At 75.4% G+C, this 25,646-nt stretch carries 20 protein-coding genes and 1 pseudogene; 14 read left to right on the top strand and 7 right to left on the bottom strand.

Annotated features, from left to right (window positions below):
- Positions 1–63 precede the first annotated feature (63 nt).
- The 4 genes from AWW66_RS15400 (at position 64) to AWW66_RS15415 (ending at position 6,669) form a co-directional block, all read left to right on the top strand.
- Positions 64–918: an MBL fold metallo-hydrolase gene (locus AWW66_RS15400; RefSeq protein ID WP_067366154.1), complete on the top strand. Its 855-nt coding sequence runs from the start codon at positions 64–66 to the stop codon at positions 916–918.
- Entirely contained in the window at positions 915–4,493 is a 3,579-nt protein-coding gene (locus AWW66_RS15405) for an adenylate/guanylate cyclase domain-containing protein (protein WP_067366158.1), read from the top strand. Before AWW66_RS15400 ends, AWW66_RS15405 begins: the two co-directional genes overlap by 4 nt.
- A gap of 112 nt (positions 4,494–4,605) precedes the next feature.
- Positions 4,606–5,085 (top strand): hypothetical protein, encoded by a 480-nt coding sequence (locus AWW66_RS15410; RefSeq protein WP_067366161.1) that lies wholly within the window; start codon positions 4,606–4,608, stop codon positions 5,083–5,085.
- 30 nt (positions 5,086–5,115) lie between these two features.
- Positions 5,116–6,669, top strand: coding sequence for a serine/threonine-protein kinase (locus AWW66_RS15415; RefSeq protein WP_067366166.1), 1,554 nt, complete (start codon positions 5,116–5,118; stop codon positions 6,667–6,669).
- On the opposite strand, the gene AWW66_RS15420 is transcribed toward AWW66_RS15415, so the two are convergent.
- Positions 6,656–6,991: a hypothetical protein gene (locus tag AWW66_RS15420; RefSeq protein ID WP_157527481.1), complete on the bottom strand. Its 336-nt coding sequence runs from the start codon at positions 6,989–6,991 to the stop codon at positions 6,656–6,658. The two genes, AWW66_RS15415 and AWW66_RS15420, sit on opposite strands and share 14 nt — an antisense overlap.
- Before the next feature lie 145 nt (positions 6,992–7,136).
- On the opposite strand from AWW66_RS15420, the gene AWW66_RS15425 reads away from it, so the two are divergent.
- Together AWW66_RS15425 and AWW66_RS15430 are read left to right on the top strand one after the other, a co-directional pair.
- The gene (locus AWW66_RS15425) at positions 7,137–8,081 is read left to right on the top strand and encodes a transporter substrate-binding domain-containing protein (RefSeq protein WP_067366172.1); all 945 of its coding nucleotides are present in this window, start codon (positions 7,137–7,139) and stop codon (positions 8,079–8,081) included.
- A complete protein-coding gene (locus AWW66_RS15430) occupies positions 8,078–9,223 on the top strand; it encodes a hypothetical protein (RefSeq protein ID WP_157527483.1) in 1,146 nt (381 codons plus the stop codon). Before AWW66_RS15425 ends, AWW66_RS15430 begins: the two co-directional genes overlap by 4 nt.
- Before the next feature lie 108 nt (positions 9,224–9,331).
- Here the strand turns inward: AWW66_RS15430 and AWW66_RS15435 are convergent, their stop codons facing one another.
- Both AWW66_RS15435 and AWW66_RS15440 read right to left on the bottom strand, forming a co-directional pair.
- Positions 9,332–10,075 (bottom strand): metallophosphoesterase family protein, encoded by a 744-nt coding sequence (locus AWW66_RS15435; RefSeq protein WP_067366178.1) that lies wholly within the window; start codon positions 10,073–10,075, stop codon positions 9,332–9,334.
- A gap of 90 nt (positions 10,076–10,165) precedes the next feature.
- Positions 10,166–10,843, bottom strand: coding sequence for a Crp/Fnr family transcriptional regulator (locus AWW66_RS15440; protein WP_007073398.1), 678 nt, complete (start codon positions 10,841–10,843; stop codon positions 10,166–10,168).
- A 229-nt stretch (positions 10,844–11,072) separates the two neighbouring features.
- On the opposite strand from AWW66_RS15440, the gene AWW66_RS15445 reads away from it, so the two are divergent.
- The 6 genes from AWW66_RS15445 to AWW66_RS15470 all read left to right on the top strand — a co-directional run bounded on the left by AWW66_RS15445 (position 11,073) and on the right by AWW66_RS15470 (position 16,610).
- Positions 11,073–11,942, top strand: a complete 870-nt coding sequence (locus tag AWW66_RS15445; protein ID WP_067366181.1) for an adenosylcobinamide amidohydrolase — start codon at positions 11,073–11,075, stop codon at positions 11,940–11,942.
- Positions 11,943–11,953: 11 nt separating this feature from the next.
- Positions 11,954–13,108 (top strand): CapA family protein, encoded by a 1,155-nt coding sequence (locus AWW66_RS15450; RefSeq protein ID WP_067366182.1) that lies wholly within the window; start codon positions 11,954–11,956, stop codon positions 13,106–13,108.
- Between the two features lie 164 nt (positions 13,109–13,272).
- Positions 13,273–14,052: an endonuclease III gene (gene nth, locus AWW66_RS15455; RefSeq protein WP_067366185.1), complete on the top strand. Its 780-nt coding sequence runs from the start codon at positions 13,273–13,275 to the stop codon at positions 14,050–14,052.
- A complete protein-coding gene (locus AWW66_RS15460) occupies positions 14,049–14,678 on the top strand; it encodes a TlpA family protein disulfide reductase (RefSeq protein ID WP_067366189.1) in 630 nt (209 codons plus the stop codon). The genes nth and AWW66_RS15460 overlap by 4 nt, the downstream gene beginning before the upstream one ends.
- Complete coding sequence (locus tag AWW66_RS15465; RefSeq protein ID WP_067366192.1) at positions 14,675–15,373, top strand: NUDIX hydrolase; 699 nt, start codon at positions 14,675–14,677, stop codon at positions 15,371–15,373. The genes AWW66_RS15460 and AWW66_RS15465 overlap by 4 nt, the downstream gene beginning before the upstream one ends.
- A gap of 58 nt (positions 15,374–15,431) precedes the next feature.
- Positions 15,432–16,610, top strand: a complete 1,179-nt coding sequence (locus AWW66_RS15470; RefSeq protein ID WP_067366195.1) for a MarP family serine protease — start codon at positions 15,432–15,434, stop codon at positions 16,608–16,610.
- Between the two features lie 22 nt (positions 16,611–16,632).
- On the opposite strand, the gene AWW66_RS15475 is transcribed toward AWW66_RS15470, so the two are convergent.
- The 3 genes from AWW66_RS15475 to eccCa form a co-directional block, all read right to left on the bottom strand.
- Positions 16,633–17,370 carry a phosphatase PAP2 family protein gene (locus tag AWW66_RS15475; RefSeq protein ID WP_067366198.1) on the bottom strand — a complete coding sequence of 246 codons (738 nt, stop codon included), beginning with the start codon at positions 17,368–17,370 and terminating at the stop codon, positions 16,633–16,635.
- A gap of 50 nt (positions 17,371–17,420) precedes the next feature.
- Positions 17,421–18,599, bottom strand: a complete 1,179-nt coding sequence (gene mycP, locus AWW66_RS15480) for a type VII secretion-associated serine protease mycosin (RefSeq protein ID WP_067366208.1) — start codon at positions 18,597–18,599, stop codon at positions 17,421–17,423.
- A gap of 464 nt (positions 18,600–19,063) precedes the next feature.
- Positions 19,064–23,071 carry a type VII secretion protein EccCa gene (gene eccCa, locus AWW66_RS15485; RefSeq protein WP_067366201.1) on the bottom strand — a complete coding sequence of 1,336 codons (4,008 nt, stop codon included), beginning with the start codon at positions 23,069–23,071 and terminating at the stop codon, positions 19,064–19,066.
- 102 nt (positions 23,072–23,173) lie between these two features.
- Here eccCa and eccD point away from each other — a divergent pair, with 102 nt between their 5' ends.
- Complete coding sequence (eccD, locus tag AWW66_RS15490) at positions 23,174–24,565, top strand: type VII secretion integral membrane protein EccD (RefSeq protein WP_067366204.1); 1,392 nt, start codon at positions 23,174–23,176, stop codon at positions 24,563–24,565.
- A 44-nt stretch (positions 24,566–24,609) separates the two neighbouring features.
- Here eccD and AWW66_RS15495 read toward each other — a convergent pair whose 3' ends face one another.
- Positions 24,610–25,116, bottom strand: coding sequence for an inorganic diphosphatase (locus tag AWW66_RS15495; RefSeq protein WP_067366206.1), 507 nt, complete (start codon positions 25,114–25,116; stop codon positions 24,610–24,612).
- 147 nt (positions 25,117–25,263) lie between these two features.
- Between AWW66_RS15495 and AWW66_RS34865 the strand changes: the two are divergent.
- Positions 25,264–25,646 (top strand): annotated as a pseudogene (locus AWW66_RS34865) (D-alanyl-D-alanine carboxypeptidase/D-alanyl-D-alanine endopeptidase); the annotation flags it as partial.

The following is a 25,646-nucleotide window of genomic DNA, read 5'->3' on the forward strand; positions in this document are numbered from 1 at the left end:
ATCCGTCGGCGGTGAGTCGTCATGATCGCGGGGAGCGCCCGGCGGGGTCGTACGATCGCAGCCATGACGGGGCATGTGACCGCGCCGGTGGCGGCGCTCGCCGACGAGCTGCCCGGCTGGGCGACCCTGCTGCGGGCGCCGAACCCGGGGCCGATGACGCTCGACGGCACCAACACCTGGCTGCTGCGCGCTCCGGGCCGGGCCGAGGCGGTCGTGGTCGACCCCGGCCCGGCCGACGAGGAGCACCTGGCCCGGATCGCCGGGCACGGGCCGATCGCCGCCGTGCTGATCACCCACGGGCACCCGGACCACACCGACGGCTCCCGTCGCCTGGCCGACCTGCTCGGTGGCGTCCCGGTCCGGGCCGTCGACCCGGCGCACACCGTCGGCGCCGAGCCGCTCGCCGTCTCCACCGACCCCACCGGCGACCGGTCGACGCTGGAACTGGCCGGCCTGTCGATCGAGCCGCTGGCCACCCCCGGCCACACCGCCGACTCGGTCTGCCTTCTCGTCGAGCACGCGGGCGAGCGGGCGGTGCTCACCGGCGACACCATCCTGGGCCGGGGCACCACCGTCGTCGCCCACCCCGACGGGAACCTCGCCGACTATCTGGCCAGCCTGACCCGGCTGGCCGCGTACCGGGGGGTCACCGCGCTGCCGGGGCACGGCCCGGCGCTGGCCGACTGCGGGGCCGCCGCCGACTACTACCTCGCCCACCGGCGGGCCCGGCTCGACCAGGTCCGGGCGGCGGTCGCCGCCGGTGACCGGACCGCCGCCGAGGTGGTCGCCCGGGTGTACGCCGACGTGGACCGCTCGCTGTGGTGGGCGGCCGAGTGGTCGGTCCGGGCCCAACTGGAGTACCTCGGGCTGCCGACCGGGGAATCCGGCGGCCCGGAAGCGCGGTTGGACCAGCCGTGACCTGCCCGGTGTGCGGAACCGTCGCCGTACCCGGCGCCCGGTTCTGCCACAACTGCGGCGCCGCCCTGCCGGCCGCCGCGACGTTGCCGGCCGCCGAGCGCCGGGTGGTCACCGTGCTCTTCGGAGACCTGTCCGACTTCACCTCCTGGTCGGAGGACCTCGACCCGGAGCGGGTCGGCGCGGTCACCGACCGGGTGCTCGCCGCCCTGGCCGGCGCGGTCAAGACCTTCGGCGGGCACGTCGACAAGCTCACCGGTGACGGGATCATGGCGGTCTTCGGCGCGCCGGTGGCGCACGAGGACGACGCCGAACGGGCGGTCCGCGCCGCGCTGTCCATGCAGCGGGCGGTCCGCCGGGTCCTCGACGACGAGCGCGGCGGCGGTGCCCCGCTCGGCCTGCGGGTCGGACTGAACACCGGCGACGTGATCGCCGGCATCCAGGCCGCCATCGAGTACACGGTCATCGGCGACACGGTCAACACCGCCGCCCGGCTCGCCGACGCCGCCGCCGTCGGCGCGGTGTACGCGGGCGGCCGGACCGCCGCCGCCACCCGGCACGTCGCCTCCTGGCGGGCGCTGCGCCCGCTGCGGCTCAAGGGCAAGCGGGAACCGGTCGAGGCGTACGAGCTGCTCGGCCTGCTGGACGCCCCGGGCACCCGCTCCGGCCTCGGCGACGAGGCGCCGTTCGTGGGGCGGGAGACCGAGATCGGCCGGGTCGCCGGTCGGCTCGCCGAGGTGATCGACCGCACCGAACCCCGGGTGCTGCTGATGACCGCCGAGGCGGGGATCGGCAAGTCCCGGTTCGCCGCCGAGGTGGAACGCCTCGCCGCCGGGTACGACGTGGGCCCCGGCCGGTTCGCCGCGCACACCGGGGCCCGGGTGCTCTCCGTGCGCTGTGCCGCCTTCGGCGAGCGGCGCCGGCTCGCCCCCCTGGCCGACCTGGTCCGGGCGGCGGTCGGCCTGCCCAACGACGCGGCCACCGCGTCGACCCGGCCGGCGGTGGAGGAGCGGCTGCGCCGGCTCGGCCAGCGGCTGGCCCGGCTGCGCCCCGAGCCGGCCCCGGTCGCCACCGACCAGTTGCTGGCCCTGCTCGGGTACGCCGACCTGGGCACCGGCAGCCCCACCGACCAGGGCGAGTGGAGCACCAGCGGCAACCCCGCCGACGCGGAGGCGGTGCCGAACGCGGTCGCCGACCTGCTCAGCGGGCTCGCCGCCGAGACCCCGCTGGTGGTCGTGGTGGACGACCTGCACGACGCCACCGGCGAGACGATCCGGGCGCTGGGCCTGACCCTGTCCCGGCTGACCGGTCCGGTGCTGGTGCTGCTGCTCGGCCGCCCCGAGCTGGTCCGGACCGCCGGGGCGCTGACCCGGGTCGCGGACGCCGAGGTGCACGCGCTGCCGCCGCTGCGCGGCGCGGACGCCGCCCGGCTGCTCACCACGTACCTCAGCGGCGGGCGGCTGCCGCAGCCGGACACCGACCGGCTGCTCGCCACCGCCCAGGGCAACCCGTTCTACCTGGCCGAGCTGGTCACCCTGCTGATGGAGCGGGGGGCGCTGACCGCGGTCGGGGAGGGCGGGTGGCGGCTCGCGCCCGGTTCGCTGGGCAGCCGGCTGCTCTCCCGGGACCTGGCCGCCGTGCTGGCGGCCCGGATCGACGCGCTGCCGCCGGACGCCCGGTCGGTGCTGCGCGACGCGGCGGTGGTCGGCGACACCGTGCCGGCCGGCACCGTGGAGGCGCTGCGCGAGCAGCGGACCGGGCGGGCCGGCCGCCCGGCGGCGGTGGTCGCCGTCGAGCTGGACCGGGCCGTCGAGGAGCTGCTGCAACGCCGGATGCTGCACCGCACCCGCACCGGGTACGCCTTCGCCACGCCGCTGATGCGCGAGGCCGCGTACGCCGGGGTGAGCAAGGCCGAACTGGCCGAGCGGCACGCCGCGCTGGCCCGCTGGGCCGCCCCCGGCGCGGACGGCGGCACCCCGCCGGCCGGTGCCGCCGGCTTCACCGAGCAGGCCCGGGACGACTTCGTCGCCGCCCACGTCGAGCGGGCGGTGGCGCTGGCCGACGCGGTGGGGCTGCGGCCGGACTCGGCGGCCCGCGCGGTCGCCGGACTGGGCGTCGCCGCGCTGGGCCGGGCCGCCCGGCGCTCCCTCGCCGCCGGTGAGCCGGCCCTCGCCGTGGAGTACGCCGAGCGGGCCGCCGAGCTGACCCGCGACGGGGTACCGGCCGCCGACCGGGTGGTGCACGCGCGGGCGCTGCTCCAGGTCGGCCGGGTGCACGACGCGCTCGCCTCGGCCGAGAAGATCGCCGCCAACGCCGGTGACGAGGCGATCCGGGCCAGCGCGTTGCTCCTCGCCGGCCAGGCGCACCAGACCCTCGGCGAGCCGGACCGGGCGGTGACCGCCTGGGAGGAGGCGCTCCAGGTCGCCACCGCCGGTGGCCTGCCGACCCTGCGCGCCTCGGCGATGCGGCGGCTCGGCATGGCCGACTTCCTGACCGGGCACCTGGGGCAGGCGAGCAGCCGGCTCGCCGCCGCGTACCAGGTCAGCCTCTCCGCGCAGGACCCGCGCGGGCAGGCCTGGTCGTTGCAGAACCTGGCCTGGGTGACCACCACCCGGGGCGACTTCGCCGGTACCGACGCGGTGCTCGGCCGGGCCGCCCGGCTCTTCGCCGAGCTGCGCGACCCGTACGGCCGGGCCTGGCTGCGCGGCACCACCGCGTACGCCCGGCTGCTCGCCGGCCGGCTGCGCGAGGCGGGCCGGCTGGCCCGGGTGTTCCTGCCGTTCGGCGAGCGGGTCGGCGAGGCGTGGGCGGTGGGCACGCTGCGGGCGGTCGAGGCGTTCGCCGCCGCCGAACTGGGTGACCTGGCCGAGGCGGACCGGGGGGCCCGCCGGGCGTACCGGGAGTTCGCCGAGGTTTCCGACGAGTGGGGGCAGGGGTTCGCCCTGGTGGTGCGGGGCGTGGTGGCGCGCGGCCTGGGCGAGCCGGAGCACGCGGCGGACCTGCTCACCGACGCGCAGGAGTACGCCGACCGGACGTCGCACCCGCTGCTGACCGGGATGGCCGGCACGTTGCGCGGGTTCGTCGCCCTGGACATGGGGGACCACGAGACCGCCGAGGCGGCGGCGCGGGCCGTGCTGACCGCCGTCGAGCCGCACAACCCGCAGGCCCCGGCGCAGGTGGGGCCCCGGGTCCTGCTGGCCACCGCGCGGCTGGCCGCCGGGGACCCGGCGACCGCGGTCGGGCTGCTCGCCCCGGTGGCGACCGTCGCGGCGAGCCGGCCGTCGCTGCTCTTCTCCCGCCGGCACACCATGGCCCGGTACGCCGGCGCGCTGCTCGCCCACGGGCAGCGGGAGCAGGCGCTGGACTGGGCCCGGCGCGCGGTCGCCGCCCCGGCGGAGGACGTCCGCAGCCAGGTGGTCGCCGCCATCGTGCTCGCCGAGGCCCTGGCCGCCACCGGTCAGCCCGCCGAGGCGCTGGCCAGTGCCGAGGACGCGGTACGCCTGGCCTTCGCGACCGAGCAGATCAGCGAACGCCTCGCCGCCACCACGCTGCACCACCGCCTGCGGGCCGACGCCTGACCGCCGTCGCGCCGGATGGCGGGATGTGCCGGTTTCGCCGATGTGCGTGTCGGGCGTACCGGCTAGCGTGTGGGGGCACGACGGGCTCCACAGTGGTACGGGGAGGGGTGTCATGAGGTTGCCGCGTTCGGTGGCCGGCTGGACGATCGCGGTCTTCGGCATCCTGGCGCTGGTCATGGGGGCGGTCGGACTGCTCTGGCCGGAGGCGCAGCTACGGATGCTCGGCTTCGAGGTGCCGGCGCAGCGCGCCCCGGGCGACTACACGGGCACCTTCCTGATGGCCTCCTCGATGGCCGCCTTCAACATGGGGGTCTACTACCTGCTGGCCACCGTCACCGAGTGGCGGGCCTTCTACCGCTTCACCGTCTACTTCCGGTTGTTGACGTTCACCGTGTTCACCATCGCGGTGCTGGCCGGGATCGCCCCGGACCGCTTCTTCGGGGTGGCCGCCTGGGAGGGGCTCGGGGCGGTGGCGACGGCCGTCGGGCTCCGGGTGGACGCCCGCTGGGCGGCGGCCGGTGGGGACGGCGCGGACGCCGCCGACCGGAGCGCCCCGGCCGGTGCCGGGACCGGCCCGGACACAGGCCACTGAGCCGCCGATCGAGTTGGGTATTTTCGAGCTGTGACCGACACCCCGCCCGGCGCCATGCCGACGCCCATCGTGCCTGGTCTGACGGATTTAGAGGTATTTGCCCGGGGTGGCTACGCCACCATCTACCGCGCCGTGCAGATCTCGGTCGGGCGCGAGGTGGCGGTCAAGGTGGAGAACCGCACCCTGGACAGTGAGCGGGACCAGGCCCGGTTCCTGCGGGAGGCACGGGCCGCCGGGCGGATGTCGTCGCACCCGCACGTGGTGGACCTCTTCGACGTCGGGGTCACGGTCGACCAGCACCCATACCTGATCATGGAGCTCTGCGACGGGTCGTACGCCGAGCGGATGCGGACCTCGCCGCTCGGCCCGGCGGAGGCGTGCGACCTCGGCATCAAGATCGCCGACGCCGTCGCCCACTCGCACGCGGCGGGCGTGCTGCACCGCGACGTCAAGCCGGCCAACATCCTCTACTCGAACTTCAACTCGGCGGTGCTCGCCGACTTCGGGCTGGCCGTGGTCGCCGAGCTGCGGGACGCCTCGGTCGCGCTGGAGGTGCTGACCCCGGCGTACGCCCCGCCGGAGATGTTCAACCACGCCCCGCCCTCGCCCGCGGTGGACGTCTACGCGCTCTGCGCCACCCTCTACGCGGTGATGTACGGCCGGCCGCCACGCTGGCGCACCGAACGCAACCCGAGCCTGGTCACCGTGCTGGAGATGTTCCACCAGCCGATCCCCGACCTGCCCGGCGTGCCGGGCGAGCTGCTCGACGTGCTGCGCGCCGGGATGGACAACGACCCGGCCGCCCGCCCGACGGCGGTGGAACTGCACGGCCTGCTCGCCGGCCTGGGGCTGGCCCCGGGCACGTCCAGCGGGATGCCGCTGCTCGGCAACCTCCAGGTGGCGGGGCAGGGCGGTGCGGAGCAGCCGACCGACCCCGACGCCGGGGTCGCCCGCGACGGCACCGCCCAGCCCCGCCCCCGTGCGCCCATCGAGCAGGACGAGCACGCCACCGTGCCGACGACCGCCGCCCGGTGGCGTCGCCGCTGGTTCCTCGGCGGCGCCGGGGTGCTCGCGCTGGCCGGGTCGGCGGCGGCCGGGGCCTGGGTCGCCAGCGGTACCCCGACCTGGTCGTCGCAGACCTCGGTGGTGAGCCGGACGACCAACCCGGCGGGGCCCTGGGGCGCGCTGCCGGGCTGCCTCCCGGGCACCGGCGGTGCATCGGCGGCGCTGCCCGGCGGGGCCCGCTGCGCCCCCGAACTGGAGTGCTTCGGGCCGGTCCTGGTCCGGGGCGGGCAGGCCCAGGCGGCCCAGGTGTCCTGCGACGGCCGGCACACCTGGGAGAGCTTCGCCGAGGGGGACCTGCCGGCCGAACTGGTCGGCGCGGGGCACGACGAGGTACGCGGCGACCCCACGGTGCAGGCGGCCTGCGGCCCGCAGACCTTCCGGTTGACCAGCGGGATGACCCCCACCGGGTGGAACCTGGAGGTGCTGCCGCCGGTCGAGGACGAGGCCGGCGGGTCCTACCGCTGTCTGGCCGGGCGGGGCGTGGACGCGCTCGCCGTGCCGACCCTCACCGATCGCTGAGCCGACCCGCGCGCCGTTGCCGGACGTCCACCGCGTGCAGCGCGTCCCGGCAGTCGAACGCCTCGAGGGTGTCGGCGTCGACGGCGGAGCCGCCGGGCACGTGGTGCTCCGCCGGGGGCATGCCGGTGACCGGGGCGCGCTGCTGCCGACTGGCGCTCGCGGCCACGCCCGCGGTCACCGTGCAGAGGACGCAGAGCAGCGCCATCCCGACGGTCACCACGTCGTCACGCCCCCACAGCAGCAGGGCGCCCAACAGGGAGGCCGCCGCCAGGGACGCGGTGACCGCCACCCCCCGGGCATCGAACGGGGGTAATCTCCTCACCTGACAAGCATGTACCGGCCGGGCGGCTTGTCAACCGCGGCCCGGTGGTGTCCCCCAGTGTGGGCGCGAGTGGCTGCGCGGTGTCACTGGACGGCTACGACTACCGTCGGTGTTCCGCAGGCCACGCTCTCCGGTGAGGTCGCCGATGAACCAGCTTCTCTCCCGTGCCCGGGTCCGGTCGATGGCCACCACGCTCGCCGTCTCGCTGACCCTCACGCTGGCCGCCGCCGCCGGCTGCGACAGCCGGCAGGAGCCGAGGGTCCCCTCGGTCCGGGACAAGCTCCGCGAGTCCCACATCTACGACCAGCCGAAGCTGCGCATCGGCGTCTCCGCGACCTCCCCGCTGATGGGTCAGCGCAACGTCGACGGCACCTTCGCCGGCTTCGACATCGAGATCGCCCGGTACATCGCCTCCTCGCTCAGCTACGAGGGGGCGGAGCGGGTCGACTTCGTCGCGTTGACCACCGAGGAGCGGATCCCGGCCCTGCAGAGCGGCCAGGTCGACCTCGTGGTGGCGAGCTTCTCGATGACCGAGGAACGCGAGAAGCTGGTCCAGTTCGCCGGGCCGTACCTGGTCACCACGCCGGAGGTGCTGGTGCCGACCCGGCTCAAGGACAAGATCCGCACCCTGGAGGACCTGGCCGACCCGAAGTACAAGGTCTGCGTCAGCGGGGGCTCGACCACCGAGACCGAACTGCGTGGGCACGACGTACCGGTGGTGGTCGTGATGGAGGTCGGGCACTGCGTCGACGGCATCCGGGAGGGCCGGTACCACGCGGTCGCCTCGGACGAGACCATGCTCGCGGGGTACCGCTACCAGTACCCGAACGAGTTCGAGATCGTGAACATGCCCTTCGGCACCAGCGAACTGCTCGCGATCGGGGTGCCCATCGGCGACCCTGCCCTGCGTGACCTGGTCGCCTTCTTCCTGCAGAAGAGCTACCTCCAGGGCCGCAAGACCGGGTCGAGCCCGTGGCAGAGCGCGTACAACCGCACGCTGGGTGGCTGGTTGGGGGTGGAGCGGACCCAGCCGCAGCCGCTCGACGTCCCCGACCTGGTGGACTTCGACGAGCGGGCCCCCCGGCGATGAGCACGCCCCCGGCCCCCGCCGCCGCAGCCGGTGCCGACGGGGCCGGTGCTGCTCCGGCCGGCGTGGCCCCGGGCGACGCTGCTGCGGGTGGTGCGACTACGACCGGCGCGGTGCCGGCCGGTGCGGCCCCGGGCGGCGGGTCGCTGCGGGGTGGCCTGGGACGGGTCGACCCGGCGGAACGCCGGGCGCGGGCCAGCCAGTCGTTCTGGTCGGCGGTGGTCGGCGTGCCCGCCGTCTTCTCGGTGCTGCGGCTCGGCGTCGAGGCCGGCGGTGAACTCCAGACCACGCTGCTGCTGGTGGCGAACGTCGGGCCGGTCAACCTGCTCGCCGGCTTCCTCACCACGGCGGCCCGGCTGCTCTCCACCGGCCTGGTCGCCGTGTTCGCCCTCGGTGCCGTCCTGGCGGTGAGCGCCGACCGGCTGCCACCGACGTTCCGCCGACCGATCTTCGCCCGCTGGGTCGAGATCACCCCCGACTGGTTCGTGGTAGCCAGCTTCCTGCTCGCCCTGGTCACCTGGAAGCTGCTCTACCTGCCGCTGCTGCTGCCCGCCTTCGCCGCCGCGTTCCAACTCGGGCCGGAACGCCTGCACGACCGGATCGGCGCCCGGATCGCCATCGCGGCCGGGCTGTACCTCGGGTACCTCTGGTTCCTGCGACCCACCCTGTTCGCCGCCGCCGCCCAGCGGGAGTCGCTGGTGATCGCGCTGGTGACCGTCCCGCCGCTGCTGGCGCTGGCCATCACCGGGCCGCTGCCCCGCCTGGTGATCCGGCCGCTGGCCTCGGTGGCCCAGGCCGCCGTGCTGGCCGGGCTGGTCTGGGCGGCCCTGCCGGTGATCAGCACACCGGTGCTGCCGCTGACCGTGACCACGGCGGCCACCGCCGGGGCGGACACCGAGGACATCCGGGGGCACGTGGTCAGCGTCGACGACATCAGCATGGTGATCCTCCAGGAGCGGGGCGGCGTCCGGTACGTGCCGGTCGACCAGGTCCGGGCGCAGGTGCTCTGCCCCGCCGAGGAGGAACTGCCCCGGCACCGGCTGCGCGTCCACGACTTCCACGTGGAGGACTCGCTGCTGGAGGGGCTGGGCCGCCGGGTACGCCCGGTGCACCGCATCGACGCCGCCTGCCGCGCGATCGGCTGAGAGGGGTGTAAGGAGGGGCCCCCTGTTAACGCATACGGTCGAGAGGGGAACCCTTCTCACCCCGTCGAGCGGGGGGCGGGGAGCGGGGGCGGGGAGCGGGGCAGCGGGTCAGCGGCCGTCGCGGGGGGCGAAGACGGCCAGCGCCTCGGCGTCGCTGTGCCGGGAGCGCAGGTACACGTCGGCCCAGGCCCCCGCCTCCGGGTACGTCGACTCCGCCGCCACCCGGGCGCACGCCGCCGCCACGTCGAAGTCGGTACGGCGTAGCTGCACGCCCGGCCCGAGCAGCGCCCAGTACGCCCCCGGCCCGCCGTACGGCATCCCGACGCTGCCCGGGTTGACCACCAGCCGGCGGTCGACCAGCCGGGTGAAGGGCATGTGGGTGTGCCCGCAGACCACGGTGCGGACCGGATCGGGGACGTCGGCGAGCACCTCCGCCCAGCGGGACAGCCGGGTGTCGACGAGGACGACCTCCTCGTCGTCGCGGGGCGTGGCGTGGCAGAACAGCACCTCGCCCAACCCGGCGACGGGCAGCGTGACCGTCAGCGGCAGGGCGGCCAGCCGGTCGACCTGGTCGTCGCGGAGCTGTCGGGCGCCCCAGTCGGAGACCTCGATGCCGGAGGGCACCCCGCCCCGCGCCTCGACCAGTTCCCGGTCCGCGTTGCCGCGTACCCACCGGGCCCGGTCGCCGAGCGTGGCGAGCAGGTCCAGCGTCTCGACGGGCTGGGGTCCGGCGGCGAGGTCGCCGGTGAGCACGACCAGGTCCGCCGAGGCGACGTCCGGCTCGGCCAGCACCGCCTCCAGCGCGGGCAGGGCACCATGGATGTCGGAGAGGACGGCGACGCGTTCGAGCATCCACCCATCGTGATCCGTGGCCCGCCGGCCGGTCCAGCGCTTCTGCGCTGGGCAGACGCCGCTTCCGGCTGGCCCGGACCCGGTGGCCGCTCAGACGCGGGCGCGGCGGGCCAGGCGCTCCGGGTCCAGGATGATGATGCTCTTGCCGTCCAGCCGCAGCCAGCCGCGCGAGGCGAAGTCGGCCAGCGCCTTGTTGACGGTCTCCCGGGAGGCCCCCACGAGCTGGGCGATCTCCTCCTGGGTCAGGTCGTGGGTCACCCGCAGCACGCCACCGTCGCGGGTGCCGAACCGGCCGGCCATCTGGAGCAGGTTCTTCGCGACCCGCCCCGGCACGTCGGTGAAGATCAGGTCGGCCAGCGAGTCGTTGGTGCGGCGCAGCCGGCGGGCCAGCACCCGCAGCAACTGCTCGGCGATCTCCGGTCGGTTGTTCAGCCACGGCCGCAGGGCCTGCTTGCGCAGCCGTACCAGGCGGGTGTCGGTCACCGCCGTGGCGGTCGCCGTCCGCGGCCCCGGGTCGAAGAGGGACAACTCGCCGACCATGTCCGACGGGCCCATCACGGCGATCAGGTTCTGCCGGCCGTCCGCTGCCCGGCGACCGACCTTGATCTTGCCGGACAGGAGGATGTACAGGCTGTCTCCGGGCTCGCCCTCGTTGAACACGACCTCGCCCTTGCGGACCTCGATCGTCTCCATCTCCTTGGCGAGCGCCTCGGCAGCCTCCGGGTCGACGCCCTGGAAGATCCCGCTGCGGGCCAGTACCTCGTCCATCGCGCACCTCCGCCTGCGCGTGCCGTCCGTCGGCCCGGGTTCGCCGTCCGCTGATCCCTCGCGCGCCGCCAAGTCTAGGCGCATGTGAGCAGTAATCAGAGGTGCACCCCTGGAAACTTGATCGTTGGACGTAACCTGCCCGACCTGATCAACCACTACGATTCCGGTCGCCGCCGGATGCGAGCGCTCCCACGACCGCCCAGGTCAGCGGGACAGTAGGGTCACCGGTGTGCTGACCGAGCCCGTACTGACCACCCGCGCCGAGGACGGTGGGAACCCACCGGTGCTCGTCTGGCGGGCGGAGCGACCACTGCGCGCGGTCAGTTCGGCTCCGCTCGGCGGCGGGCTCGGCGTTCGCCGGTGGGTGGTGAACGCGACCGTGCCGATGTCGTACCACCGCGACGACCCGGCCGACCACCTGGCCGCGCTCGCCGCCGGCCTCGGCCTGGACGGGCCGGGCGTGGGCCTGCTGACCGGGGTGGACGTGGCCGACGTGGTGAGCCGGACGGACACCGGGGTCCGGGTCTGGGCCACGGTCGGTCTCGGCCTGCCCCTCTGGGCCGCCGCCCCCGCGTCGACCGAGGGGCCCGCCGCACCCGGACCCACGCCAGCCGACGAACCCACGCCGGCCGACGAACCCGCGACGTCCGCCCCGGCCGACGGTGCTGCCGCCGTCGCGTCGGGTGGGGAGTCCGTGCCGGGTCCGGGGCCCGCGTCCGGTGCCGGTGGCGGGCCGGTGCCGCCGGCGCCCCGGCGGGTCGGCACGGTCAACATCGTGGTGTACGTGCCGGTGCGGCTCGGCGACGCGGCACTGGTCAACGCCGTCGCCACGGCAACCGAGGCGAAGACGCAGGCGATCATCGAACTGGGTCGGGCCGGCACCGGCACCCCGACCGACGCGGTCACCGTGCTCTGCCCGGTCGACGGGCCGGTCGCCGACTACGGCGGGCCCCGGAGCCGGTGGGGCGCGCCGCTCGCCCGCGCCGTGCACGCCGCCGTCCGCGCCGGGGGAGCCGCCGACGCGCCCCCGTGGTCCCGGAAGGTGCGGACGGCCGAGTTCGTCCGAACGGCCATCGCCACACGGAAAACCGGGCGGTAGCGTCGGCGGCGATGTATGCTGCCGCCCCCCTCGCGTCCCGCTCGCGTCGCCGTGTCCCGCTCGTCTTCGGCGCGGTCCTGACCGTGCTGCTCGCCGCCGGCTGCGCCGAGCCCGCCGCCACCCCGCTGTGGCAGCCGCCGGCCGCCGGCGGGGCGAGCGGCAGCCCCGCCACGAGTGGACCACCGGCCGAGGCGGAGCAGGTGATCTCGCTCTCCGCGACCGGCGACATCCTGATGGGTAACGTCCCGAACCGGCTGCCCGCCAACGGCGGGAAGGGCTTCTTCGAGTCGGTCACCGAGGCGTTGGAGGCCGACCTGGTGATGGGGAACCTGGAGGAGCCGCTGACGGTCGACACCGGCACCGGCAAGTGTGGCCCCAACTCGACCCGGTGCTTCCAGTTCCGGGCCCCGCCGGAGTACGCGGCGCACCTGCGCGACGCCGGGTTCCACCTGCTCAACATGGCCAACAACCACGGGTACGACTACGGCCCCAAGGGGTACACGAACACCCAGGAGGCGCTGGAGAAGTACGACCTGGAGCACACCGGCGCGCCCGACCAGATCACCGTGGTCGACGTCAAGGGCGTCAAGGTCGCCGTCGCCGGCTTCTCGTCGTACGTCTGGTCGAACAGCCTGGTCGACATCGACGCCGCCGAGAAGGTGGTGAAGAAGGCGGCGACCCTGGCCGACCTGGTCGTGGTGCAGGTGCACATGGGGGCCGAGGGCGCGGCGATGACCCGGGTCAAGCCCGGCACCGAGATGTTCCTCGGCGAGAACCGGGGCGACCCGATCAGGTTCTCCCGCCGGATGGTCGAGGCCGGGGCGGACCTGGTCGTCGGGCACGGGCCGCACGTGCTGCGGGGCATGGAGTTCCACCAGGGCCGGCTGATCGCCTACAGCCTGGGCAACTTCGCCGGGGGCGGCAACACGCTGAACAACTCCGGCCGGCTGGGCTGGGGCGGGGTGCTCAAGGTGTCGCTGAAGCCGGACGGCACGTTCGTCGAGGGCGAGTTCGTCTCGACGTACATGAACGGGACCGGCAAGCCGACGATGGACCCGGACGACCGGGGCCTCGGCCTGGCCCGCGAGCTGACCCGGCTGGACTTCCCCAAGACCGGGGCCCGCTTCTCCGACACCGGCTCGATCACCACCCCCCGCCCCGCCTGAGCCCCTCCCGCCCCCTGGGCGGGTCCCGGTGGTCGCGGAGTTTCCGTCAGTGTCGCGCCCCCGCATCGACACAGACCCCTTGCTCACCGGCGGGGCCGGTGGGCCGGGCGGGCGGGAGGGTGGGTTGGGACGGGGGACGGGGCGGGCGACGTAGGCTGGCCGGCGTGAGCAGGAGTGCCAACGAGACCGACCTCGGGCGTACCCGCCGGGCCAGGCGGATCGGGCGGAAGCTGGCCGAGACCCATCCCGACGCGCACTGCGAGCTGAACCACTCCGGGCCGTTGGAGCTGGCCGTGGCGACGATCCTCTCCGCCCAGTGCACGGACAAGAAGGTCAACGAGGTCACGCCGAAGCTCTTCGCCCGCTATCCGACCGCCGCCGACTACGCCGGGGCGGACCGGACGGAGATGGAGGAGCTGATCCGGCCGACCGGGTTCTACCGGAACAAGACCACCTCGCTGATCAACCTGGGGCGGAAGCTGGTCGAGCGGTACGACGGCGAGGTGCCCGGCCGCCTCGTCGACCTGGTGACGCTGCCCGGGATCGGCCGCAAGACCGCCAACGTGATCCTCGGCAACGCCTTCGACGTACCCGGCATCACCGTCGACACCCACTTCCAGCGGCTGGTGGGACGGTGGCGGCTGACCACCGAGACCGATCCGGTCAAGATCGAGCACGCGGTCGGCGCGCTGTACCCCCGGCGCGACTGGACGATGCTGTCGCACCGGATCATCTTCCACGGGCGGCGGGTCTGCCACGCCCGCAAGCCCGCCTGCGGGGCCTGCACCCTGGCCACACTCTGCCCGGCGTACGGCACCGGGCCGACCGATCCGGCGCTGGCGGCCAAGCTGCTCAAGGGCCCCCGGGCGCGGGACCTCGCGGTGGCCGCCGGGGTCGACCCGGACCTGGTGCCGACGGCGGCGGTGGCGGCGGAGGTACCGTGAACCGACGACTCGCCGCCCTGCTCCTGCCGGTACTGCTGCTCGGGGCCGGCTGCACGACCGGGCCCGAACCGGGCCCCGTGCCGACCGCCCAGGGCAACACCCGGCCGTCACCCTTCGCCGACTGTGCCGCCCTCACGTCCGTCCCGCCGTCGGCCGGCCCGGACACCCCGGCCCCAGCCACCTCCGCCGGCCCGCCGGTCGGGCAGCGGCTGCCGGACCTGGTCCTGCCCTGCTTCACCGGCGGGGAGAACGTCGCGCTCGCCGAGGTACGCGGGCCGGCGGTGATCAACGTGTGGGCGTCCTGGTGCCCGCCCTGCCGCGAGGAGCTGCCCGCCTTCCAGCGGCTCGCCGAGCGGGCCGACGACCGGCTCCAGGTGATCGGGATCAACAGCCGGGACCGCCGGACCGGCGCCCAGTCCATCGGCGAGGACTTCGGCGTCCGGTTCCCGATGCTGTACGACCAGGGTGACAGTGTGCAGAGCGCGGTGGAGCGCAACGCGATCCCGATGACCCTCTTCGTGGGCGCCGACGGCCGGATCCGGCACCTCGACGTCTCCGGGGCCCTCGACGACGCCAGCCTCGCCGATCTGGTCCGTCGGCACCTCGGCGTGCGGGTGACGGCGTGACCCGTCGACCACCGGAGTGGATGGCGCCGCTGCTGACCCGGCTCGCCACCGCCCAGGTGACGGACTTCACCCAGCTGGCCACCCCGACCACCGGGGGCCGGGAGAGCGCCGTACTGGTGCTCCTCGGTGAGGAACCGGGCGCGGGCCCGGACGTGCTGATCCTCCAGCGCGCCGCGACCCTGCGCAACCACGCCGGGCAGCCGGCCTTCCCCGGCGGCGCGGCCGACCCCGGCGACGCGGACGCCGCCGCGACGGCGTTGCGGGAGGCGAACGAGGAGGTCGGTCTCGACCCGACCAGCGTCACGGTGCTCGCCGAGCTGCCCCGGCTCTGGATCCCGGTCAGCGACTTCGTGGTGACCCCGGTGCTCGCCTGGTGGCACACGCCGCACCCGGTGCATCCCCGGGAGCCGGCCGAGGTGGCGCACGTGGCCCGGCTGACCGTCGCGGAGCTGGTCGACCCGGCCAACCGGCTGCGGGTACGCCACTCCAGCGGGTGGATCGGCCCGGCGTTCACCGCGCGGGGGATGGTGGTCTGGGGGTTCACCGCCGGGGTCCTCGCCACGCTGCTGGAGATGGCCGGCTGGGCCCGGCCGTGGCCCCGGGACCGGGTGATCGACCTGCCGCCCACCGGGGCGAGCCCGGCGCCCTCGGCCGGTACCGACCCGGTGGACGAGGTCGCGGGTCCGCTGACCTGACGGTCACGCTCCGCCAGCGCCGGCCGTCGGGCGTGCGCGGTGCCCGTACCCTTGACGGGTGTCCGCCGTTGATCTCGTGCTCCTGCTGCTCATGCTCGTGTTCGCGATCAGCGGATACCGTCAGGGCTTCGTCATCGGGGTGCTGTCGTTCGCCGGGTTCTTCGTGGGTGCGCTGGTGGGGCTCCAGGTGGGCCCGATGCTGGCCAACCAGTTCGTCGACAGCGGGATGCGGGTGCTGATCTCCCTGGTGGCGGTCTTCGGGCTGGCCGTGATCGGGCAGGCGTTGGCCGGCTGGCTCGGTTCCCACCTGCGCCGGACGATCACCAGCGAGATCGGGCGGCGGGCCGACGACGTGGGCGGCGCGTTCGTCTCGCTGCTCGCCGTGATCCTCGTCGCCTGGCTGGTCGCGGTGCCGCTGGGCTCCTCGTCGCTGCCCTGGCTGGCCTCCTCCGTGCGCAACAGCGCGGTGCTGGGCGTGGTCGACCAGGTCATGCCGGACGAGGCGCAGCAGCTCTCCACCGCGCTGCGGGACACCGTCGACACCAACGGCTTCCCGGACGTCTTCGGCAACCTGGCCCCCACCCGGGCCCGGCAGGTCTCCCCGCCCGACCCGGCGCTCGCCGGCTCCGAGGTGGTCGCCAACGGGCAACGCTCGGTGGTGAAGGTGCTCGGCTCCGCCCCGAGCTGCTCCCGGCGGATCGAGGGGTCCGGGTTCGTGTACGCCCGGGACCGGGTGATGACCAACGCGCACGTGGTCGCCGGCACCGAACGGGTGGCCGTCGAGCTGAACGGCCAGCGGTACGACGGGGACGTGGTGGTCTACGACCCGGACCGGGACCTCGCCGTGCTGCGGGTGCCCAACCTGCCCGGCCCGTCGATGCGGTTCGCCGCCGGCAACGCCGGCAGCGGGGCCGACGCCATCGTGCTGGGCTTCCCGCTCGACGGGCCGTACGACGCGCAGTCGGCCCGGGTCCGGGACGTCGACCGGATCACCGGGCCGGACATCTACTCCTCCGGGGACGTGACCCGGGAGATCTACACGATCCGGGCCCTGGTCCGCAGCGGCAACTCGGGTGGGCCGCTGGTCTCCTCCAACGGCCTGGTGCTCGGGGTGATCTTCGCGGCGGCGGCCGACGACCCGAACACCGGCTTCGCGGTGACCGCCGCCGAGGCCCGTCCGGTGGCGCTGGCCGGCGCGGAGAACACCCGCCCGGTCGGCACCGGCGGATGCACCTGAGCAGCCGCTCGGGCGGGCGCTGTCAGGTGGGCGGGGCGGTGGGCCGGTGGCGCCAGAGCGCGAAGCCGGCGACCGTGGCGGTGACCACGGCCGCGCCGAGCAGCCAGCCGGCCAGCACGTCACTGGTCCAGTGCACACCGAGGACGATCCGGCTGAGCCCGGTCCCCGCGGCGAGGGCGACGGCCGCCGCCCACAAGGCGGCCCGCCGGCCGGGCCGGCCCCCGGTGGCCGGCAGGAAGACCACCAGCAGGACCCCGGCGGCGAGGGTCGCGTTCAGCGCGTGACCCGAAGGGAAGGCGTACCCGGCGGCGGACGAGACCGGGTCGAGCAGGTCGGGCCGGTCCCGCCCGACGACCAGTTTCAGCAACGGGCCCAGCAGCCCGCCGCCCACCATGGTGACGGTCACCCAGGCGGCCAGCCGCCGGGCCCCGCGCCGGACCAGCCAGAGCACCAGGAACAGCGCCCCCACCCGCAGCGGGTTCGGCGCGAAGACGTCCGTCCAGAGGCTGGTCAGCCGGACCCAGCCGGGGTTCGTCAGGGCGTACGCGTGCAGCGCGTCGGTCACCCGTACGTCCAGGTCCCGCAGGGGCGGCCAGCCGGTGAGGACCAGGACGGCCAGCCCGGTGGACGGGAGCATCAGGAGGCCGGCGACGGCGGCCAGGGTGAGCCGCAACCCGCGTGGCTGCTCCGGGGCCAGCCGGCGGCGCAGCCAGGACGGCGGGGAGTCGGGTACGGCGGTGCGCGGGACGGGCTGGTTCATGCCTCCGATTTCTACCCCGAGCGGCGTCGGATCAGACCGGTCCGGGCGGGTCAGCGCCCCGACTGACGGATTCGGCGGGCCACCAACGCGGCCCCGACGACCAGGGCGGCGAGGACCGCCACCCCGGTCCAGAGCCGGTCCGGGCCCGAGTCGTCCCGCCCACCGGCGGGGTGCGCGGTCCACCAGGTCTGCTGCCGGGGCGCGGCGAGGTCGAGCGAGTCGGTGCCGGTACCGGCGGCCTGCTCGTCCGGGGCGGTGCCGGGCGCCGGCCCGAACCCGGCCACCCCGGGCGAGAGGTTGTCGTCGAGGGGGTTGCGGGGCACCGACGGGACGTCGGTGGTGAGCGCCGCGACGGGGTCGACCAGACCGTACCCGAACCGGTCGTCGCGGCCGGTGGGGCCGATGTCCCGGGCGGTGGTGATCAGGCGGTTGACCACGTCCCCGGCGGACATCTGCGGGTACTTCGCGCGGATCAGCGCGGCCGTGGCGGCCACCAACGGGGCGGCGAAGCTGGTGCCCTGCACCCGCCAGTAGCCACCCGGGCGGGCCCCGACCAGCCCGCTGGCCGGGGCGGTGAGCACGGTGTCCGGCCCGGTGATCGAGCCGGACCAGAGTTGCTCGGTGTCGCGTTCGAGGCCGGCGACCGCGACCACGCCGGGCTCCCGGGCCGGGTACCACACCTTGGTGCTGGTGGAGGTGGCGACGTTGCCGGTGCAGGCGACGACCACCACGTCCCGGGCGAACGCGTAGTCGACCGCGGCGGCCAGGGCCGGGCTGTCGCCGCTGCCGCCGAGGGACAGGTTGATCACGCGGGCGCCGTTGTCGACCGCCCAGCGCACCCCCTTGGCGACGATCAGCGCGTCGTCGTAGCGGTTGTCCTCGTCGAGGACCCGGACCGGGAGGATCTTCGCGTCCGGGGCCAGCCCGACCACGCCCCGCCTGTCGTCGTTGCGCCCGGCGATCAGGCCGGCGACCGTGGTGCCGTGGCCGACCGGGTCGGGGCTGTCGGAGCGGCCGGGGTCGACCAGGTCGAGCCCGGGGAGCACCTGGCCGGCGAGGTCCGGGTGGCTGCCGTCCACTCCGGAGTCGATGACCGCGACGGTGACGTCCCGCCCCGTCGACGTCCGCCACGCCGTGTCGGCCCGCAGCGCGTCCAACTGCCACTGTTCGTCACGGACCTGGTCGACCCGGGTCGGCGTGTCCACCGGGGCGAACCCGCTCGGCGGCACGAACCCGACGGGCGTGGTGAGCGTCGCCGCCCCGAGGGCCGTCCAGGTGGCCGCCGCCGGCGCGGCGCGGACCGCCAAGCTGGCGCTGTCGGCCGAGCTGGTGCTGTCGGCCGAGGTGGCCCTGTCTGTCGAGGTGGCCCGGTCTGTCGAGGTGGCGCTGTCGGCCGAGCTTGCCAGGGCGGGGACGGCGGTCAGGGCGGGCGCGGTGGCCGGAAGGGGAGTGGTGGCCAGGGCGGGGGAGGCCGGGCCGGCGACCGAGACGGCGGTCACCGTGACGCCGAGCAACGCCCGGCCGGCCAGTCGTCGGGCCGCTGTCGAGCAGCCGTGCCGAGTCCCAGTCACATCCTCAGCCATTCATCGCGACAGACACATGATGCTCGGAGATTACCGAATTCCCCGCCTGCCACGGAGCGAACCGCGCAGATGTCCTGGCTCGACGATCCCACCGGCTGCCCCGCCCCGCCTCACGGGGGTGGCAGGTGGGCGAGCTGCACCAGCCGTACGCCCTCCCGGCGGGTGACCAGCCGACCCCGGCCCGGCGGCAACGGGCCGGGCCGGACGGGGCCGACCAGCGGACCCTCGTCCGGGCTGCCGGTCATCACCAGCCCGGCGGTGGAGAGCTCCCGCAGCCGTTGCACGATCGGCTCGAACTGGGCCCGCGCCGCGCCGCCGGAGCGGCGGGCCAGCACCAGGTGCAGGCCGACGTCCCGGGCCTGCGGCAGGAACTCCTCCAGCGCCCGCAGCGGGTTCGCCGGGCCGCTGGACACCAGGTCGTAGTCGTCCACCAGCACGAACAGCTCCGGCCCGGACCACCAGGACCGCTCCCGTAGCTGCGTCGGGGTGACCTCCGGGCCGGGGATGCGCTGCTGGAGGTACCCGGCCGAGGACTCGACCAGGTCGGTGGTGTGCGCCGCCGCGGTGCCGTAGCCGATCAGGTGCGGCAGGTCGTCGATCGCGCCGAGCAGGCTGCGCCGGTAGTCCACCAGGATCACCCGGGCCTGTTCCGGGGTGAACCGTCGGGTGATCGAGGTGGCCAACGCGCGCAGGAACGACGACTTGCCGCACTCGGCGTCACCGAAGACCACGAAGTGCGGCTCGGCGGCGAAGTCGAGCAGCACCGGCCGCAGGTCCGCCTCGGCGATCCCCACCGGCAGCCGCAGGCCCGTCGTCGCGGTCAGGTCCAGGTCGGCGTAGGGCAGCACCGGCGGGAGCAGCCGGACCGGGGGCGCGGGCGGACCGGCCCACCCGTCGGCGACCGCCTTGACCAGGTCGACGGTCTCCCAGCCGGGGCCGGTCAGCCGGGGCAGCGCGGTCAGGAAGTGCAGGCTGCCGGCGGTCACCCCCCGACCCGGCGTCGCCTCCGGCACGTTGGCCGCCGCCCGCCGGGCCACCATGGAGTCCGACGGGTCGTTGAGCCGCAACTCGATCCGGGAACCGAAGAGGTCCCGGATCGCCGGGCGGAAGTCGGTCCACCGGACGGCGCTGGCGACCACGTGCACCCCGTACGACAGGCCCCGGGTGGCCAGGTCGGTGATCAGTGGCTCCAGGTCGTCGTACTCGCCCCGCAGGGTGGCCCACCCGTCGACCACCAGGAACACGTCGCCGAACGGGTCGGTCACCGGCTGGCCGGTCGTGGCCAGGGCGGCCCGCCGCCGCCGGTACGCGGCCATCGACTCGACACCCAGCTCGGCGAAGCGGTGCTCCCGGTCGGCCAGCACCGTGACGACCTCGCCGACGGTCCGCCGCACGGCGGTCGGGTCGGAGCGGCCGGTGACCCCGCCGACGTGCGGCAGGTCCCGCAGCGCCGCCAGCCCGCCGCCGCCGAAGTCGAGGCAGTACACCTGCGCCTCGGTCGGGGTGTGGGTCAGCGCCAGCGCGCAGACCAGCGTCCGGAGCAGGTTCGACTTGCCGCTCTGCGGCGCGCCCACCACCGCGACGTGCCCCGCCGCGCCCTCCAGCGACAGCCAGAGCAGGTCGCGGCGCTGCTCGTACGGCTTGTCCACGACGGCCACCGGCACTTGGAGGGCACCCTGCAGCTCGGGGTTGCCGACGGTGACGCCCCGGGCCGGGTCGGTGCCGACCGGGCCGAGCAGGTCGTCCAGGGCGGGCGGGTCACCGAGCGGCGGCAGCCACACCTGGTGCGCCGGAGGGCCCTGCCCGGCCAGCCGGTCGACCAGCACGTCGAGCAGACTCTCCGCCCCCGCCTCCTCGGTGGCGGCCGGGGCCGGGACGGCCGGCTCGGGCAGCGGCACGTGGTGCGTGGAGAAGGTGAGCAGCCGGGGCGCGCCGGTGGCCCCGGTGGCCGTGGCCGCACCCCGGCGCCGGGCCGGCCCGGAGACGTACGCGGCCCGGAACCGGACCAGCGGCTCGGTGCCGAAGCGGAGGTACCCGTGCCCGGGGGAGCGGGGCAGCTCGTACGCGTCCGGCACGCCGAGCACCGTCCGGGACTCCAGCGCGGAGAAGGTCCGCAACCCGATCCGGTACGACAGGTGGGTGTCCAGCCCCCGCAGCCGCCCCTCCTCCAGCCGTTGCGAGGCGAGCAGCAGGTGCACCCCCAACGACCGGCCCAGCCGGCCGATCTGCACGAACAGGTCGATGAAGTCGGGCTTGGCCGACAGCAGCTCGGAGAACTCGTCGCAGACCAGCAGCAGGGAGGGGAGCGGGGCCAGCGGGGTGCCGGCGGACCGGGCCCGCTCGTAGTCCCGCAGGCTGGCGAAGTTCCCGGCCCGGCGCAGCAGCTCCTGCCGGCGGACCAGCTCGCCGTTGATCGCGTCGACCATCCGGTCCACCAGGGGCAACGCGTCCGCCAGGTTGGTGATCACAGCGGCGGTGTGCGGCAGCCGGTCGAAGGAGGCGAAGGTCGCGCCGCCCTTGAAGTCGACCAGGACGACGTTGAGCTGCTCGGAGCTGTGCGTGGCGGCCAGCCCGAGGACCAGCGTCCGGAGCAGCTCGGACTTGCCCGAGCCGGTCGCCCCGATCAGCAGCCCGTGCGGCCCCATGCCGTCCTGCGCGGACTCCTTGAGGTCGAGTTCGATCGCGCCGCCGTCGGTGCCCACCCCGATCGGCACCCGTAGCCGGTCCCGCGCCGACCGGGGCGCCCAGCCCTGCTCGGCGGTGAAGTTCTCCGGGTCGCCGATGCCGAGCAGTTCGGGCAGGCCCAGCTCGGCGCCGGGAGCGGCGTCGGGACCCCGGGCCGGGGTGGCCAGCCGCAGCGGCGCGAGCCGCCGGGCGACCGCCTCGGCGTCGGCGACCGCCAGTCGGTCGGCGGTGCCGACCTCGGCGTGCCCGTCGGCGGAGTGCGAGTGCAGCCGGCCGTCGCGGATCTCCAGCAGCAGCGCGAACCGGTCGAGCAGCCGGGGCGGCGGGGTGTCCAGGTCGAGGACGGTGACCGCGTCGATGCCCCCGTCCCCGGTCAGCTCGGTGGCCCCGGTCAGGTCGGCGCCGTCGAGCACGACCACCACGTGCGGGCCGTCGGTGGCCGGGCCGGTCGGGCTGAACCGGGGCCGGGCCGCCAGCACCTCGTCGAGGAGGCGTTCCAGCTCGGCGGCGGAGCTGGCGACCAGGCGCACCGGGCCGAGGGCGTCGGTGCGGGCGGGGTGGTGGGCGTGGGGCAGCCACTTGACCCACTCCCAGGCGGCCCGGCGCTCCGGGCCGGCGCAGACCGCGACGAGCAGCTCGTCCGGGGCGTGGAAGACGGCGAGCTGGGTGAGCATCGCCCGGGTCAGCGCCTGCGCGCCGGTCACCCCGGCGGCCCGCGCGTCCAGCCCGGCGGTCGAACCCGGCACGACGGCGTCGCCCCGCCCGCCGCCCGCCGCGTCCCGGACGAAGACCCGGGCGAAGCTGCGCAGCGAGAGCGCCACTGGCAGGTCGGGCACCACCGAGTACACGTCGAGGAACCGGCGCAGCGCGCCGGCGGTCATCGGCTCCAGCTCCTCCAGGGGGCGGGTGACCGGCGGCACCAGCGGGGTGGCCAGCGTCTGGGGGCCGACCGCGACCCGGACCACCGCGAAGTCGGGGTCGGTGGGGCGGCGTTCCCAGACCCGGTGGCTCTCCACCGTCGACCAGAGGTGACCCGGGTCGGGGTGCCGGTAGTAGAGGCCGGCCCGCTGCTGCCCGGCGGTCTGCCGCACCCGACGGCGCAGGGCGGCGAGGTGGCGCAGATACTCCCGGCGGGCGGCCATCATCTCCGACTTCTTCGGCGACCCCGAGGCGGCGCCCCAGGAGGTGGCCAGCATCGCCACCGAGGAAAGCCCGAACATGCCCCCGACCACGTAGGAGTAGGCCCCACCGCCCCGGCCGAACATCATCGCCATCGCGACCGTGCCACCCACCATCGGCAGCACCATCAGCAGCTGCTGCCAGCGTCCGCCGGTGCTGGCCGGGATCTCCGGCGGCCCGTCCACGGGCAGCTCCCCGACCGGGATCTCGGGTGCCGGCCGCCGGGGTGGCCGCTTGATCACGACAGTGGACACACACCCTCCCCCACAGCGCTCGGTAACCCGAGCCTGGCTCATCGTAGGTAAAGTCCTGTCGTCCGCGCAGCCACCACTCCCGCTCGATATGGAGATGAGTCGATGTCAATCGGCCTGGCCCGGGTCACCATCAGCGCGCCGCAGCGCCGGGTGGACGTCGCCCTGCCGGAGCAGGTTCCCCTGGCCGAGCTGCTGCCGGAGGTGCTCCGGCATGCCGGGGAGGGGCTCGCCGACGACGGCGAGCGGCACGGCGGCTGGGTGCTGCGGCGGACCGACGGCGTCGTGCTGCACACCGCTCAGGCGCTGTTACCGCAGGGGGTACGCGACGGCGAGGTGCTGCACCTGGTGCCGGCCCGCGCGCAGTGGCCCGAGCTGGAGTACGACGACGTGGTGGAGGCGATCGCCGACGGGGCCCGCCGGCGGGGCAGCGCCTGGGCGCCGACGGCCACCCGGGCCGCCGCCCTGGCCGGCGCCGGGGTGCCGCTCGCCGTCGGGCTGGCCGCCGTACTGACCGGACAGGGCGGCGGCTGGCCGTTCGCCGTGGTGGTGGCGCTGCTGCTCACCCTCGCCGGCACGGTGGCCTCCCGGGCGTACGGGGACGGCCCGGTCGGCGCCACCCTCGGTGGGTACGCGCTGCCCTACGCCTTCGCCGCCGGTGCCGTGGCGGTCGCCACCGGCGACCCGGTCGGCCCGGTGCCGGCACTGCGCTGGCTGGGCGCCCCCGAACTGCTCGCCGGTACGGTGGCGCTGCTGCTGGTCGCGGTGCTCGGCCTGCTCGGTGTGGCCGCCCGGCTGCGGGTCTTCGTCGCCGGTACCACGGTCGGTCTGGTCGGTGCGCTCGCCGCGCTCGGCGGGCTCGTCCTCGCCCCGACGGCGACGGCGGCGGTGCTGCTCTGCGTCCTGGTCCTCACGGTGGGGGCGGTGCCGTTGCTGGCCATCCGGTTCGGCAAGCTGCCGCTGCCCCCGGTGACCCTGCCGGCCGGTGGGGACGGCGGGCCGGACCGGGCGCGCGAACTGCCGGACCGGTCCCGGGTGCACGCGGCGGTGGCCCGCACCGAGGAGATGCTGACCGGCCTGCTGCTCGGGCACGCCGTCCTGGCGGTCGCCGCGACGGTCGTCCTGGGGGCGCTGGGCGGTACCGCCGGGCTGGTGCTGGTGGCGGTCGGGTCGGCGGTGCTGCTGCTGCGCGCCCGGCTCTTCGTGGCGCTGCGGCACCGGGTGCCGCCCGTCGCCGCCGGGTTGGCCGGGTTCGCCGTCGCGGGACTGGTGCTGGTCGACCGGGCCGGCCCGACCGGGTTGGCCGTGCTGACCGTCGCCGGGCTGGTCCTGGCGCTGGTGACGGTGGCGGCGGGCAGCACGTACGCCCAGCGGCCGGTGTCGCCGTACCTCGGCCGGATCGCGGACCTGACCGACACCGCGCTGGTGGTCTCCGTGGTGCCGGTGGCCTGCGCGGTGCTGGGCCTGTACGACCGCGCCCGTGGGCTGCTGGGTTAGCAGCCCACGGGCGCGGTCGGCGAACGGTCCGGCCGGTGGCCGGGTCAGTGCGGGGCTTCCCCGCGCGCCTCGGCCTCCTGGTGACGCCGGTACGAGGCGACGATCTCGGCCTCGGCCTCGATGCGCCCCACCCAGGTCGCCCCCTCGACGGACTTGCCGGGCTCCAGGTCCTTGTACACCTCGAAGAAGTGCTGGATCTCCAGCCGGTCGAACTCGCCGAGGTGGTGGATGTCGCGCAGGTGCTCCTGGCGCGGATCCTCGTAGGGCACGCAGAGGACCTTGTCGTCGCCGCCCTTCTCGTCGGTCATCCGGAACATGCCGATGGTGCGGCACCGGATCAGGCAACCGGGGAAGGTCGGCTCGGGCACCAGCACCAGCGCGTCCAGCGGATCGCCGTCCTCGCCCAGGGTGCCCTCGATGAACCCGTAGTCGGCCGGGTACTGCGTGGACGTGAAGAGCGTACGGTCGAGCCTGATCCGACCGGTCACGTGGTCCACCTCGTACTTGTTGCGGTGACCCTTGGGGATCTCAACCGTGACGTCGAAATCCATCTCACGCTCCCTCGTTGCCCACGCTGGCTGACGGAACCAGTGGCGCTCCGGTCGGATGAATGCCCACCCGTCGGCTCCGGCCGCCGCATAGTCTTCGGACCGAAGTAGTGTCACCCAAGCCGATTTTGCGCTGGGGAGGAGGGGGCCGTGGGGAGGGAAGATTCACACTACCGCCCGGACAGCGCCGACGGGCGACGGACCGGCAGACCGGGCGGTGGCGGGGCGACCGGCCGCGTTCCGGTGCCGGAGGCCCAGCTTCCCCGGGCCGCCGACCAGGGCGTCCGGCCCGGTGTCGGCGCGACCGACGGCGTCGGCTCCCCCCAGCCGCAGGGTCCGGCCGGCGGTGGGTACGGTGCCGGCCGGCACCTGCCCCCACCGCCGGTCTACCGTCCCCCGGGCGCGACCGCCCCGGAGCCGACCGCCGGCCCCGCGGATCCGTCCGGGGCGGGCACCCCGTCCGCCGGCGGGCCCGGCGTGGGCACGCCGTCCGGCGGCGGGCCCGGCGCGGGCACGCCGTCCGGCGGCGCCGC

The sequence above is a fragment of the Micromonospora rosaria genome (assembly GCF_001567585.1).
GTDB lineage: Bacteria > Actinomycetota > Actinomycetes > Mycobacteriales > Micromonosporaceae > Micromonospora > Micromonospora rosaria.

Excerpts from the sequence above, each read along its gene's own strand:
- AWW66_RS15400 (WP_067366154.1), top strand. The coding sequence starts at position 64 with ATGACGGGGCATGTGACCGCGCCGGTGGCGGCGCTCGCCGACGAGCTG.
- AWW66_RS15410 (WP_067366161.1), top strand. The coding sequence starts at position 4,606 with ATGAGGTTGCCGCGTTCGGTGGCCGGCTGGACGATCGCGGTCTTCGGC.
- AWW66_RS15425 (WP_067366172.1), top strand. The coding sequence starts at position 7,137 with ATGAACCAGCTTCTCTCCCGTGCCCGGGTCCGGTCGATGGCCACCACG.
- AWW66_RS15430 (WP_157527483.1), top strand. The coding sequence starts at position 8,078 with ATGAGCACGCCCCCGGCCCCCGCCGCCGCAGCCGGTGCCGACGGGGCC.
- AWW66_RS15435 (WP_067366178.1), bottom strand. The coding sequence starts at position 10,075 with ATGCTCGAACGCGTCGCCGTCCTCTCCGACATCCATGGTGCCCTGCCC.
- AWW66_RS15440 (WP_007073398.1), bottom strand. The coding sequence starts at position 10,843 with ATGGACGAGGTACTGGCCCGCAGCGGGATCTTCCAGGGCGTCGACCCG.
- AWW66_RS15450 (WP_067366182.1), top strand. The coding sequence starts at position 11,954 with ATGTATGCTGCCGCCCCCCTCGCGTCCCGCTCGCGTCGCCGTGTCCCG.
- AWW66_RS15475 (WP_067366198.1), bottom strand. The coding sequence starts at position 17,370 with ATGAACCAGCCCGTCCCGCGCACCGCCGTACCCGACTCCCCGCCGTCC.
- eccD (WP_067366204.1), top strand. The coding sequence starts at position 23,174 with ATGTCAATCGGCCTGGCCCGGGTCACCATCAGCGCGCCGCAGCGCCGG.
- AWW66_RS15495 (WP_067366206.1), bottom strand. The coding sequence starts at position 25,116 with ATGGATTTCGACGTCACGGTTGAGATCCCCAAGGGTCACCGCAACAAG.